Origin of the sequence: Paenibacillus sp. V4I5, from assembly GCF_030817255.1 — a bacterium.
In the GTDB taxonomy this organism is placed as follows: Bacteria; Bacillota; Bacilli; order Paenibacillales; family NBRC-103111; genus Paenibacillus_E.
The window spans coordinates 7,636,197-7,650,505 of sequence record NZ_JAUSZB010000002.1 but is presented as its reverse complement, the minus strand read 5'-3'; the positions used below and the strand labels follow the sequence as shown (position 1 = coordinate 7,650,505).

Here is a 14,309-nt window from a genome sequence, read left to right as displayed (position 1 = left end):
ATATGCTTTGCGTCAGCCTTTTACAGCACCAACGGTAATACCTTTGATGAAATATTTCTGCACCATCGGATAAAAGAGAATGACCGGTCCCGTTGCGACTACGGCCGTAGCCATTTTCATGGACTCCAGCGGCATATCTCTAGGTTGTACATTGGAGGAGACCGATGAGTTTTTGATAAAATCGGCACTTGTTACAACGTTATACAGGAACAATTGAAGCGGCCTATACTTTAAATCGGGTGATAGGAACAGCATCGCATTGTACCATTCGTTCCAATACCCCAAAGCAATAAACAATCCAATGGTGGCCAAAGCCGGCGTCGTCATAGGCAGGATGAGCTTAGTGAAAATTTTGAAATCACCCGCCCCATCCATTTTGGCTGATTCCGTAATCGCATGCGGGATAGACGTAACGAAGCTTTTCATCATAATAATGAGAAAAGGGCTCATCAGTCCGGGAAGCAGGACAGCCAAATAGTTATCCTTCAGGTGCAGCCACTGCGTCATGATTAAGTAAAAGGGGACAACCCCCCCCTGAAACAATGTTGTAAAGTAAATGAAGAAGGAGATCCGATTCCGATACGGAAAATCAGGACGCTGTAAGGAATAACCCGTCATAGCTACAATAAATAGCCCAATGGTTGTTCCAATCATCGTAATGCCCAGTGTAACCCCATAGGAGCCGATAATGAGTCCTGGGTTCTCGAACACAATTTTATAAGCAAACGTACTGAACTCCTTGGGCCATAAATTGTAGCCGTGTAATGTGATCGATTTCTCTGCTGTGAACGACGTCCCAAGGACGAGAAGAAAAGGCAGCAAACAGAACAGAGCGAATAGACCAATAAAGAAGTAGCCGAATAGCCGAATGGCCACCGAGGAGAAATCAGTTCCCCTTTGACGTGCGATGACTTGCTCCACTGGTTGTCCCTCCTATCTACCGATATTGATGAATCGTGCTTGTTTAATTTAGAAAAGCGTGTTTTCAGGCGAAACTTTCTTAACCAGCCAGTTGGCTGTGATGACAATAAAGAAACCAAACACGGACTGATAAAGACTGACAGCGCTTCCTAGCGAAAAGTTAAAGTTGTTCATTAAGGAACGGAACACAAAGGTTTCAATAATATCTGTTGCATCAAAAAGAGCTGTATTATTGGCTCCAACTAAGTTGTAGAATAATCCAAAGTTCCCTCGGAGAATGCCGCCAAGTGAGAATAAAAGCAGGATAATGAAAGTCGGCTTCAGCCAAGGAAGTACAATATATCGAATTCGCTGCAGCGCATTCGCACCGTCAATTTCTGACGCTTCAACAATCTCCGAGTCCAGCCCCATAATAGCCGCGAAATAGACGATGGAACCGTACCCTGTCGACTGCCAAAGAAACGTAATGACGATGATAAAAGGCCAGATCGTTGGATTTGAGTACGTCTTAAGCGGCTCCCAACCGATCGATTTGAGAATCCCATTGAGCAGTCCAAAGTCATAACTGAGAATGTTATAGGCAATCAGACCAACAAGTACAAAGGAGATGAAAAATGGCAGGAACATCAGTGATTGTGAAATCTTCTTAAACCACTTTTTACGAAGCTCGTTCAGCAAAATGGCAATACCAATCTGCAAGATGTTTCCAAATATAATAAAAGCTAAATTGTAAGCAATCGTATTAAACGTTAATTTCCAAAGTGCCCCAGAGGTCACTAGAAATTTGAAGTTGTCAAACCCAACGAACTCACTGCCGAAGATCCCCGCTGAGTAGTTATAATTAATGAAAGCAAGGTAAAGCCCTGGCATTGGGAGATATGACATGACTGCGAAAAATAAAATCGCAGGAACACACATGAGAATTAACGTTCGATACGACCAAAACCTACGCAGCGGGGTCACTCGCCTTTTGACGTGAGTAGCGGCCCCGTCCACTGTGCTTGATGAGATAGCAGTTTTCATGCGCGCGCTCCTTCCAAATTAATTTTCGGCTACAGGTACAAAGCGCAGAGGCTCCAGCAATGCATCTTCAGAGGTCGCTACAGCCTCCAATAGGATGGCTATTTCATTGCCCGATTCGCCACCCTGAAACCACGGTCCCGGTAAATAAAAGGATTCATCGCTTCCGCCACGGAATATAGGTCTATTGGCACCGCCTTGTGTCCACAAGCGGCCAACTAAGCGTCCGTTGAAGAATACGGTCAGCTTCATATGGCTGCCTTTGACATAAACCCTCCAGCCTAATCCTTGGTTATCATCATGGAAGTCACCGTACAGCCAAGACAGTGTACCCGGTTTCAAGGAGATAGCTCCTTCTACGGGGAGAGCACCAACGTTTGACGATTTGGCATGCTGCAGTAAGCCATTCTCCTGACAAGAGGATAATGTCCACTGTTTAGCGGCAGTTCCTTCGTAGAGACATATATTTCCGCTGAGTGAACCATACGTTTTATCCAGAAATACCGTTAACGTAGCCATATCTCCCGCAGTTACATAAGGCGTAAGATCAAGATACGGATTGAGCGGATTCAATTGTCCGAGTGCGTGCCCGTTCACATAAGCATAGGTGTGCGAGAAATTACCAGGTGTGTGAAGAATCCACGTATCCGCTTCTTTCCTCAGCTTTACTTGTTTGCGGTAGCATTGATGGGCGGGCTGTTCTGTGGAGAGCCACCCTCCAGCACTCACAATCGGCCATTGTCGATCGTCATAGTCTGATGCTATGTAATCGTCCTTCTCTTCTCCGGATTGCATAACCTTGAATCGCCAGTTTTGGTTTATTTCCCCAACCGACGTTACCCCAACAATGCCCGTTAGCCCTTTCAGAGCATTTAAGTGCAAACCCGGCAAATTCGTATCATGGAAATTGGTATGTCCCCAGATCTCGACGCGAGTAACCAGATTTGGCTCTACGCGCGAGCCGGAAGGAATCGGAAGGTAGTGACTTCCTCCTCCAGGAGTTGCTGTACCTAAATACGTTTCACCAGTATAAACGGAAACGACATCACTTGCCTGCTGAACGATAATGCCAAGACAGCTGTTCTCCAGCGGTAGTGATAATTGCGAGGTATACCAGGCAAAACCTCGGTAAACACCATGCTTCTCCAGATAATCGGCGGTATCACCGATCAATAAGCTTTCATCCGCAAGTGTATCCAAAGGATTCACTAAGCTTTGTGACCAGCTAAGTTCAACTTCGCAGCTTTCCGAGACTCGTTCTACCCAATCGCCAACATGCAGCTCGCCTTCATCATCCATATTTTCTAGCAGCAAAGCACGTGAACGACTCATCCCGATCAATTCGATAACATGACCGCTTAGTAAGCGAATCCGAGCTGATCTCTCTTGCTCGCCCGATTGAAAGGATACCGTCACCTGGTCTTCGGTTTCGTGTACCGTCATCGTGCCAGCCTCCGTCTGCACCTCCGTGTTAAAGCAGAGACGAATTTCGCCTTCGCACTCCGTGTGAAACACGAATAGCGTGCGCTGCTCAAGCTGCTTCACCAGCAGCAGTTCTGCAGTTGCGTAGGCCAGTGTCCCTTCAGCGATCCCCCAGGTCTGCAAGGGCACTTGCACGGGAAGAATTGGGCAGCGGCTTGCTTTGGCGACAAGTGTGGTATAACGGGGTATGACTTCTTCTGCCACGTGAAAGTAAGCGTCTTCATCTTGCTCGTTTACTTGGCATAGGAAGAGCAGCTCGCCGCCTTGCTTTAGCGCTAACCGATAAGGGGAGACACTACTCATTGGCTCAGGCTTCGCTTCCGCGAAGGAAGCGCCATACGTTTGAATCACACGATGCAGCATTCTTCCTTCATAAGCTTCCTCTCGAATGTGTCCTTCCGGTGTTATCATGCCATGGAAATCATAGTCCGAGGTGAGAAACGAAAGTGGATTCCCCCAATTGTTAGCCGCATTGGTAAAGCCAAAATTCGTCCCTGAAGCCTGCAAGTAAGGACCGAGCAGCTTTACTCCTGCTGATAATAATCTGCGAAGCAGGAAGTGCGAGCGATTCGTCTCCGTGACGAGTAAGGGCAGCCCGCGACGAGCCAACTCCTCTCTGTAGAAGAGCACCTTTTCTTCGAAAGCAGGGTCTTGGTCATTTGGATAGAAGTTACATGTGGGCACAACACCTTCAGCAAAACCAGAAGCCTCATACAAGCCGCCTTGTCCGGCACAAGCAATGAGCGGCACGGTTATCCCATGCTGCAGAGCTAAATCTCTTAGGGCCGAGATATACCCTTTGGGATCAGAGCAAGGATAGAAATCAAGCTCGTTGTCTAATTGGACAGCAATGATGGTGCCACCCTGACCCGTTTCATATTTCTTCAGGATGGGAAGAATCTGTTCATACCACCTGGCTACGTGCCGCAAGAAGGTAGGATCGTTATCCCTCAAGCGAAGATTTTCTTTCGCGAATAGATAAGCAGGGAGTGCTCCCCCATCCCATTCCGAGCAAATATACGGCCCTGGTCGCGCAATCACCCACAGTCCTGCATCGGAAGCATCCTGTAGAAACTGAGCCGCATCCTTCTCTCCAGTAAAATCCCAAGTTCCCTCCACGGTCTCATGATGATTCCAAGGAAAGTACACATCAATCGCGTTATATCCAAAGGCTTTAACTTTAGTTAGTCTCTCTTTCCATAAACCGCGTGGTAATCGAAAATAAAATAAGGAGGCACAAAGTATAATTTCTGATTTTCCATCTATCCGCAGTGCTTCTGACGATAAGTGAATCACTGCTTCTTCACTTTTTGATAAATACAATGGCTTACCTCCTTGATCTACCCTCATTCATTTATGAAACCCGTTTCATCCGGTAGGGATGTTTGCTGCTGTTCTATATGAAGTTAGTATAAGCTGTTTTAAAAGCGCTTACATTGAAAGAAACATCAAGATATATAACAAAACTACAATGAAACAGCCTCACGCAAAACAAAAAAAGCTCCGAATTTTATCCAAATTCGCAGCCCTTTGCATTCTATATAACACTGATTTCTTATATTATTCACAGAATTTACGATAATTTTTCTTTAATAATTACTCATTGCGCCTAAACTCCTTAACCGTTTTCCCTTCCAGCTCTTTAAATACTTTGCAAAAGTAGGAAGTTTCCTGAAATCCTGTTTTCTCAGCGACTTCATATACTTTCCATGCAGGCTCTTGAAGCAGCTGTTTCGCCTTCTGTATCCGGCATCGATTCAGATATTCGACGATCCGCATCCCCGTCTCGCTTTTAAATAGATTGGATAGGTAATTCGCGCTCAAATGGAGAACATCTGCCAGCCTTGCCACCGTGATGTCTTCGGCATAGTGCTCTTCCATATAGGCGATTGCTCCTTGGATTTCCTTCCGCATCATCGTGTGCTCAGCTTTATTCCCAACGATTTGCTTATTCAAATTTAGAAATAGCGGCTTCACTTGCTGCAGAGGCTGATGGGCTTCTATCACCTGGCTAACCTGTTTATACTCATGTTCAAACTGATCTGAGAACTTGTTCCTCTCTATAGCCAATGTTTTCAGCTGCATCATTAACGCTGCCAGCACGCTGCGCAGCTCGGATATAGGCGGCTTCTTTTGGATGAGGCTTTGAAACCAAAGCTCAGTTTGCGTTTCAACATCAGTGAATAGGCCACTTTTCATAGCAGCAACAAGAGGCTGAATCGTGATTCCTGCCAGCGTTTCAACCTTGTTATTACTTTGAAGAGACGTGTAAGCATAGAGTTGGTCCGTTCCTTCATAAACATATTGATCTAAGGCTGTTTCAGCTTGCTTATATAGCACAGCCCAATCCTTCAATCCGTACCCGATCGAGCTAATTCCCATTGTTGCAGAGCCGAGCTTCTTCATCCGGGTGTATAGCTGCGACGCTTGCCGGAGTATCTCCTCCATACATTTGTGTTCACTCTTCTCCTGCGAAAAATAGATAATGACCGCGGTTCTCCGCTCTGAAATTGGTATAACCATGTTCGAGTAGGCAGTCTGTTCTTCCTTAGAACCATCCGCCAAGACTTTAAAACTAGCATCGATCACAACGACTGCCGTAGGACCTCCATGAATTGGGAAATGAACGGCGCTCGCTTGATCCTCGATATCCTCCGCTCGCTTTAACTCGCCTAGGAGAAGCTTACGCCCCAACAGGCAGCGCACCTCTTGAAAGCTGGCATCACGAATACTAGCTTGTTTTCTCCGCCTATGATCTTCCATAATCTTGCTATTCATTTGTTCTAATAGCTGTTGTAACGCATCAGGTTCAAGGTCATGTTTTAACAAATAATCCTCTGCCCCGAGCTTGAGGGCTTCCTTCACGAATCGGAAATCATCAAAAGAGCTGAGTGCCACAATTTTGATGGAAGCATCCTTTTGCTTAACCTGCTGGATAAGATCTATACCGTTCATCTCGGGCATCGAAATATCCGTGACAATAAGATCAACCTGCTGATGCTGCAGAAGATCGAGCGCATGCACGCCATTGAGTGCTTCACATACAATTTGGAAGCCATAATCTTCCCAACGAATGATCGTTTTAATCGCATACCGATATATCGCATTATCTTCAACGATCATGGCGTTCAACATGCTCATTCCTCCTTTGCCGATGCGTTCTATGCGGAATTCGCACAATAGCTTTCGTACCTAATCCCGGTGCACTTTCGTAACTAAGGCCATATTTCTCCCCATAATACAGCTGAATGCGTTCATTCACATTGTGAATGCCTATACTCGTCACTCCTGGAACCGATTCTTTACGTGTTGCTGCGTTCAATAGATTATGCGCTTGTTCAGCTTCCATCCCTCTTCCGTTATCTTCGACAATGAGCAGGAACTGCTTCTCTTCTATGCGTGCATAAAGGACAATTCGTCCATTCCCCTTGGACATTTCGATGCCGTGAAGAATCGCATTTTCGACAAGCGGCTGAAGAATGAAGTAAGGCACCTCGCTTTCCATCAACCATTCATCGACTTCATAGTCCATGTGAAAGGCATCGCCATAACCAATTTTTTGAATATAAATATAGTTTTTTAATTGGTTAATCTCTTGCTCCAAGCTGTGGAATTCGCCAACACGTCGTACCGAGGATTTCAATAATTCAATAACGGAAGTGACCATTCGCTCTATCTCGGGTTGACGGTTCATGCGAGCATACCATTTCACAGTACCTAACGTGTTATAAAGGAAATGAGGATTAATCTGACTCATGAGGACAGTAAATTCAGCCTGTTGTTTGGCAATTTGCTCTTTATACACCGTGTTTATTAAATCGTTAATCCGAGACAGCATAAAATTGAACCGTATAGACAAACTACCAATCTCATCCCGCCCCAGCGGAATAATTCGAACATCGAAATTGCCATCTTCGACTCGGCGCATCGTTTGCTCCAAGATCTTGATATTTCGCGTCGTAGAATTTGAAAGTAATACGGCAATTCCGGTAGATATCAGAACGGCAAGCAGTGAAACGAGAGCGATCACAAAAACTAACACGCGTGTATTGGACAGAAGCTCAGACATCGGAATAAAACAAAGCACCCGCCAGCCCAGCGTAGATGTTCGTTCTTGGACGAATAAATGACTCCCTCCCGCAGCATGGTCGACAATTGCCATAGAGTCATCATTCTCCTTAAGCGTATAACTTAAGCTCCTTGAGATGAGATTGTCCATGCGAGGGGTTCCGCCACCAGCTAGCAGTTCGTTAAAAGGATTGAGAATCGCAACGTTATTTTGCTTAATGATGGAGCTATTGCTTCCCAGGGACAAGAAATAATCCGAATCGATACTGATGACAATCGTGCCAAGACTACGATCTATTTGACTCAGATCAGTGAAATCCCTGATAAGGAACACTTCTTTTTGCATTCTCAGAGAAGGCGACCAGCTTGTACTTCGTTCATGATTTTTCAAATAATCAGAGGCATGGCTTGTCATCACGGTTACATCATCATGATTTAGTGTACGATCCAAGCCTTTTTTATTTTCCCACCAGTACACCTGCCCCTTATGAGTTTGAATCATAATGGCATTCATATAGGGATTCCCATTTCCGTACTGAGCCAGCAAGAACTCCATTCGGCTGCGAAAAGCCGGATAGTTGTCACCTGTCACTTGTTCACCTTGTTCAGCAGCAATTTGCCGAATATTACTGTCACTTAGGACGTAAACGGAGGAAGTGAATGCTTCCTTCGCTCTAATTTCAATATTGTCGGAAACTTGATGAATGACCTGCATCGAGAGGTCTCTTGTATTCGATTCAATGAATTTCGTAGAGGCATAGATGGCAACTCCACCAATCGCCGATGAAATGAACAAAATAAGAATCATATTAGATAGAAATATTTTCGTTCGGATGCGAAAGTCCTTGACCCGATTTAAGTTCCACGGGGTGGCTGTCATACGCAGATCTCCTTGCTGTCATTTGGATGGTTTGCGAATCCGATCGAATGCTTGATCCAACTCTAGAATACAGCTATCCACATTGTGGCTGCGATCAATAACGAATTTTGTAAGTGCATTTACAAACACTTTTTGCAAATCCTGATTCACAAAATCTGTTGGCAAACTTGACCAGTCATACATTTGGCCTGTTTGGATATAAGTTTCATCCAACTCCACATAAGTGGGATCAAAGTCATTCGGCAAGCCTTTAATCACAGACAAGGCCTTCTTTTTCGTCTGAAAAATGGTCCCCATTTCCTTCGAGGCAAACAGTTCTAGCATTTGAAGCGCCGCCTCCTTATGAGGTGATTGGGGATTGATCACAATCCCTCCTGTTGATTTTAGTCCAAACTTGGCATCTTGGGGATTATTCGAATAAGGGAAAGCGAACAGTCCTAGAATACTCGCAGGATTCTTGGATTTAACACCGTCTACCGTCCACGTGCCGTTAATAATCATACCGGCTTTCCCTTCAGCAAGGAGCCCTTGGGCTTGGTTCCAATCGGTTTCGAACGGCTTGATATTCACATAACGCAAGCGTTCTCCATATCGTTTCAAGATATCTTTGAAGTGAATTTGATCCTCAGCGAACGTAGTTCGACCTGCTTCTATATCAGCCATCCAATTGCGGCCAGCGGCATTCTGATTAGCCAGAAGATCCGCTGCAATATCCCAAATCAGGGTCCAACTATCCTTGTAGCCTGCTGCAATAGGAATAATTCCTGCCTTCTGCAGCGCCTCACATGCAGCTAAGAATTGCGGCCATGTTGTTGGAGGACTTTGAATGCCTGCTTGGGCGAAAGCTTCCTTATTATAAATGACACCCGCTCCATTCACGTCTATCGGAAGCGCCCATATTTTCCCATCGGCTGTCTTCACACCATTCAGGAACCTCTCGTCGATTTGTGACAAAAAGGGTTGACCCGTTAAGTCCATCGCATATCCTTTATGAATGAGATCCTGAGCGGATTCCATATTATCCAGCATATAGATATCAGGCATGTTATTCGAAATCACACGCGTGCGAAGCAAGCTCATATAATTGCCGCCATCCACGCCCGTCAGCGTAAACGTATAAGAAGGATGTTGTTTAGTAAATAGCTGTGTCCCCGCCTCCAGCCATTTCCGCGCCCCCTCCTCATCAAAGTGATGAATCCACGAAAGCGTCTGCTCCTGGAGCTGCTGTTTAGGAACGACCGTAACTGTCTGGGTTTGACAAGCGGTAAGCATCAGAGATACAGTCATGCCTAGAGCTAACAAACGAGTCTTCATCCATCCCCCTCATTCCATGATAGCGTTTACAAATAGTATAACGGTATTGGCCAATTAAAAAAACAGCCTATTTCCTCTTCAGAGAAAATAGACTGTTGATTGTTGTATATACAAGCGAATCATCGCTAATCGAATTCTAGTTATTCCTATCTTTCATTCGTTGATTTCCAACCATCATTGGCTTCGATGATATCCATCATTTTCTTCATCGAAAGCTGAATTTGTTCAGCGGAGGGCAAGGTTAAGTTGCAGTACGTTTGCTTCACAACATCCGTTAACACAGAATCAAACATGCAATCAAATTGCTCGTTTTTCAATATGAATTCCCTCCTTATTTACTTAATTTTGGAAGATTACCTATACTTAATCATATATAGAAACGCCATCGATAACAGCGCAATATTTTCTTTCGCAAATCCACATTTTTTTCCATAAATGCGCAAATTTTATTTGCGTATAACGAAAAAAGACGCAAAATCAGATAAATAAAATCTAATTTGCAATCTTTTTGTGAAATTTGGTAAAATTAAGGAGAGAGATAAACAGCGACGTTGAATTCACCATTCGGATCCCTACCAAATCAGGAAGGAAGTATCATATGATTAAGAAATCGAAGATTCTGATCGCAGATGATCATCCCTTAATGGCGGAAGCAACATCGAATACACTGCAGCAAATCGAAGGCATACAGATTATAGGGATAGCTGGTACTGGCAAACGATGCTTGGAACTCGTGGATTTGCATCAACCGCATATTGTTTTTTTGGATTATAATCTTCCGGATCAATACGGCGATGAGATTGCCAAAATCATCAAAGGGAAATATCCCGCCATCCACCTTGTCATTTTTTCTGGCATAGAATTATCCCATCTATACAATTATTTGATCGGACTTGAGGTTAGTGCTGTTATATCTAAGGAATCTAGCGGTACGCTTATTAAAAGCTTAGTTACCCTTTTGTTGGAGAACTTCACGGTAATACCCGTTCCTGTTTTTCACAAAATGAGGGTGGACAGTGGTAATTTGCATCAGACTGATTCCTTGGACGACGATGAAGTACATATGATGACCATGATTGTTCAAGGCCTAACCAATGAGCAAATGGCCGAGGAAGTGCATATGAGTAAGCGAACCGTAGATAATTACATACGCAAAATTTATGAGAAATTAGGCGTCAAATCAAGGGCGCAAGCAGTAGATAAATTTAATCAATTCAAGCATATTTATGAAGTTAACCGGCGGCTATAGATGGTTGAAGAAGCGATTAGTGATTAAAAAGACTGGCCTCTCGTGATGAAGAGACCAGTCTTTTTTAATTGCCATTCTCTTATGGTTGGGATTCTTCTCGGTGATGCTGATGATGTTCCACAATATTCGCCGCTTCTATTAATTCTCGCATGACATCGGACTGCAGCTGTGGATTGATATATAGACCTTTTACAAATAACTGTCCCTTTTCACTAGAGGTATATCGCGGAGGAATTTTATTTAATACCAAAGCAAGCACGTCTTCTTTGCAAGTAGTGCAATCACATTTCATTTCATAGTTTTTTTGAAACTCATCAAACAAATTCATCACTATCGTTTCCATTGCATTGAAGACTGCCATTGTGGGTACCCCTTCTTGATTCAACTATATCTCTATTATAACTCATATCCTCCTAATCAAAAAGAAGAGGCCACACGAATGCGTGCAGCCCTCTTATATCCTCATTTCTCAACAAATAATGGCGTATATCCCCGATCCAAGTTCTAACCGCAGCTCCCCATTACTTTCCTCTGCTGATAGGACTCCTGGTGCTGTCTGAGCTGCTTGACCATTAACGGATGCCATTGCGAATGTCGCCCCTCTCAAGGTTGCAAGGCCTGTCGTATTTGGAGGTAGTTGGAACTCGTAGACTACTCTGCCATCGACCTCTTTCTTCCATTCACTTCGTATCTTACCGTAGCTAGAATGGAGCGATGCTTTGGCGTATTCAAGGCCGGAATCTGGTCGCGGGCGGAAATGAATCCGTTTGTATCCAGGCTGCTGATCATCAGAGTCGAGACCCGCCACTACACGGTACAGCCAATCCCCAATGGATCCATACGCATAATGGTTGTAGGAGTTCATATCATCGCTCCAAAACGATCCATCGGGCTTGATGCCATCCCAGTGCTCCCAGATCGTCGTTGCTCCCTTGTGAATCGGGTACAGCCATGAAGGATAATCTTCTTGTTGAACTAAACGAACAGCCAGATCATGGTAGCCATTCTCGGATAATACATGGCACAGATACGGCGTACCTACGAAACCGGTCGTCAGGTGATTCTTCTGCTCCACGACATATTCGGCTAACGTCTTTGCTAATCGATCACGCGTACTTCCTTTCACGAGTCCAAACATCAGCGGGAGCACATGTGCTGTCTGTGTATGCGCGGCCAGACGCCCGCTTGGTGTTAGGAATTCTTGTGTGAAAGCTTCAACAATGCGCTCATAAAGCTCACTATACTTAGCCACATCCTCGCGGCGTCCCAGCACTTCCGCAGCTTTCACGAAAAGCGAAGTCGAATAGGCATAGAAGCATGTCGCGATTAAATCCCTAGGGGTCGCACCTATATAGCTGCCTTCTTTGGCATCAAGCCCAAGCCAATCACCAAAATGAAAGCCTGTATTCCACAGATACTCATTCTCTCCTTGGTCTCGCATGTACGTAATCCACGCTTTCATGCTGTCATACTGCTCCTCCAGAACACGCTTATCGCCATATACTTGGTATATTGTCCATGGGCATATGACTGCTGCATCCCCCCATGCAGAGGAAGAGTGGTCAGTCGGACCAAGTACGTCCGGGATTACGAATGGAACGCCGCCATGCTCATGCTGATCCGCTTTTAAGTCGCGCAGCCATTTTGTGAAAAATAGAGCCACCTCATAATTAAATGCTGCTGTGCGGATAAATACCTGTGCATCCCCTGTCCAACCCAATCGTTCATCCCGCTGCGGGCAATCGGTCGGTACATCCAGGAAATTGCCTCTTTGTCCCCACACAATATTTTGCTGAAGTTTATTCAGCAAGAGATGGGAACATTCAAAAGTGCCGCTAGCTGCCATGTCCGTGTGAATAACATGTCCCGTGAAGCGCTCTGCATCGAATGCTACTTCCTTGGGCCAGCCTACCACTTTGACATATCGAAAGCCTTGGAACGAGAAATGGGGTTCATATTGTTCTTCCCCGCCACCTTTGCATACATAAGTAACCGTCTGCTTCGCATGACGCAAATTCCCAATATAGAAGTTCCCTTCTTGATCCAGCACCTCTGCGTGCAGCAGCTGAAGTCGAGTTCCAACCGGCAGCTCCAATCGCATGTGCACTTTTCCAACCATATTTTGCCCAAAATCAAGAACGGTTTCACCAGAAGGTGTTTCAATAACAGTTATTGGCTTCAAATGCTGGGTAATGCGGGATGGCTCATTCTCTTGCATGACTAGGATGTCTTTGGAGTGATCAAGAACCGTTACCGGGCACCACTTATCATCCTGATACGTCGACATGCTCCACCCGCTGAGCTCCAAGTTAGCATCGTAGGTTTCTCCATGGTACAGCTCAGACATCCGAACCGGTCCTAATGAAGCGCGCCAGGAATCATCACTAACGGTTATTTCCGAAGTTCCGTCTATGTATTCGATATGTAATTGGAGGAAAAGAGCTCTAACGTCCCCAAAAATATTTCGTTGATTCTTCCAAGCCAAATTACCTTTATACCAACCGTTTGCCAGCACGGCGCCAAGGGTATGTTTTTCACCTTGCTGCAGCAGGCTCGTTACCTCATACGTCTGAACCTGCAGCCGGTGTCGGTAGCTGGTCCAGCCGGGTGTGAACTCCCAATCCCCGACACGAGATCCGTTGAGTTCAAGCTCATAAATGCCTAGACTCGTCGCGTAAATTGTCGCTTTACGAATTCCCTTACGTGCTGTGAATGTCTTCCTCAAATAGAAAGCTTCTTCTGCGTCAGGATCAATAGAAGCTGCATCAGGTGTAATCCACTTTGCTGACCAGTCATTGGGACTTAGCTGTCCCATTTCCCAGAAAGCGATTTCACTCCAAGGCGATTGCAAACCAGACTGATCCCATACTTTGACACGATAAAAGTAACGATTTCGCGCCAGAAGCTCTTGACCCTCATAAACAACAAGCACAGATTGTTCCGATTGTATGTGACCGGAATCCCAAACCAAACGACTCGGTTCGAAAGAATTTTCAATCCTACTAACCTGGATGTGATAAGCTGATTGGATGGTATGTTTGATGTCCGATTCTAGTTGCCAAGTAAAGCGAGGCTGGGTCGTATCCAACCCAATCGGGTTGACGCGGTATTCGCATGTTAAGTTAGAAATATGGAATGTCGTCATTCAAAAAAACCTCCTACTTTCATCAAAATGTCATGTACCCTTTTTATAAAGCAAGCATCAATATGTCCTATTGTAGTGCATCATATGACATAATATGAAGGTGGATTCAGACAATCTTATAGGTAGAATACGACACGGAATATTTATTTTTTTCGGCTTCCCCTCAATTTAGAAATCGCATACGAATAATATACAGTTATCGATAAATCACGTATGGGTAGGAGTTTAAG

At 44.9% G+C, this 14,309-nt stretch carries 10 protein-coding genes; 1 reads left to right on the top strand and 9 read right to left on the bottom strand.

All coding sequences use genetic code 11. From position 1 onward, the window contains the following. Positions 1-12 precede the first annotated feature (12 nt). The 7 genes from QFZ78_RS36260 to QFZ78_RS36230 form a co-directional block, all read right to left on the bottom strand. Positions 13-909, bottom strand: coding sequence for a carbohydrate ABC transporter permease (locus QFZ78_RS36260; RefSeq protein ID WP_373460420.1), 897 nt, complete (start codon positions 907-909; stop codon positions 13-15). Positions 910-969: 60 nt separating this feature from the next. Further along, positions 970-1,839 carry an ABC transporter permease gene (locus QFZ78_RS36255; RefSeq protein WP_307556086.1) on the bottom strand — a complete coding sequence of 290 codons (870 nt, stop codon included), beginning with the start codon at positions 1,837-1,839 and terminating at the stop codon, positions 970-972. A 123-nt stretch (positions 1,840-1,962) separates the two neighbouring features. After that, on the bottom strand, positions 1,963-4,746 hold the full coding sequence (locus QFZ78_RS36250; protein WP_307554675.1) for a beta-galactosidase: 2,784 nt from the start codon (positions 4,744-4,746) through the stop codon (positions 1,963-1,965). Between the two features lie 273 nt (positions 4,747-5,019). Continuing rightward, a complete protein-coding gene (locus QFZ78_RS36245; protein ID WP_307554673.1) occupies positions 5,020-6,558 on the bottom strand; it encodes a response regulator in 1,539 nt (512 codons plus the stop codon). Beyond that, complete coding sequence (locus QFZ78_RS36240; RefSeq protein ID WP_307554671.1) at positions 6,536-8,371, bottom strand: sensor histidine kinase; 1,836 nt, start codon at positions 8,369-8,371, stop codon at positions 6,536-6,538. The genes QFZ78_RS36245 and QFZ78_RS36240 overlap by 23 nt, the downstream gene beginning before the upstream one ends. An 18-nt stretch (positions 8,372-8,389) precedes the next feature. After that, complete coding sequence (locus tag QFZ78_RS36235; RefSeq protein ID WP_307554669.1) at positions 8,390-9,685, bottom strand: ABC transporter substrate-binding protein; 1,296 nt, start codon at positions 9,683-9,685, stop codon at positions 8,390-8,392. Positions 9,686-9,831: 146 nt separating this feature from the next. Then, positions 9,832-10,002 carry a hypothetical protein gene (locus tag QFZ78_RS36230; RefSeq protein WP_307554667.1) on the bottom strand — a complete coding sequence of 57 codons (171 nt, stop codon included), beginning with the start codon at positions 10,000-10,002 and terminating at the stop codon, positions 9,832-9,834. Between the two features lie 281 nt (positions 10,003-10,283). On the opposite strand from QFZ78_RS36230, the gene QFZ78_RS36225 reads away from it, so the two are divergent. Next, positions 10,284-10,934, top strand: a complete 651-nt coding sequence (locus QFZ78_RS36225; protein ID WP_307554665.1) for a response regulator transcription factor — start codon at positions 10,284-10,286, stop codon at positions 10,932-10,934. A gap of 79 nt (positions 10,935-11,013) precedes the next feature. On the opposite strand, the gene QFZ78_RS36220 is transcribed toward QFZ78_RS36225, so the two are convergent. Next, the gene (locus QFZ78_RS36220; protein ID WP_056838398.1) at positions 11,014-11,295 is read right to left on the bottom strand and encodes a late competence development ComFB family protein; all 282 of its coding nucleotides are present in this window, start codon (positions 11,293-11,295) and stop codon (positions 11,014-11,016) included. A 108-nt stretch (positions 11,296-11,403) separates the two neighbouring features. Then, the gene (locus QFZ78_RS36215; protein WP_307554662.1) at positions 11,404-14,079 is read right to left on the bottom strand and encodes a family 78 glycoside hydrolase catalytic domain; all 2,676 of its coding nucleotides are present in this window, start codon (positions 14,077-14,079) and stop codon (positions 11,404-11,406) included. Between the last annotated feature and the right edge of the window lie 230 nt (positions 14,080-14,309).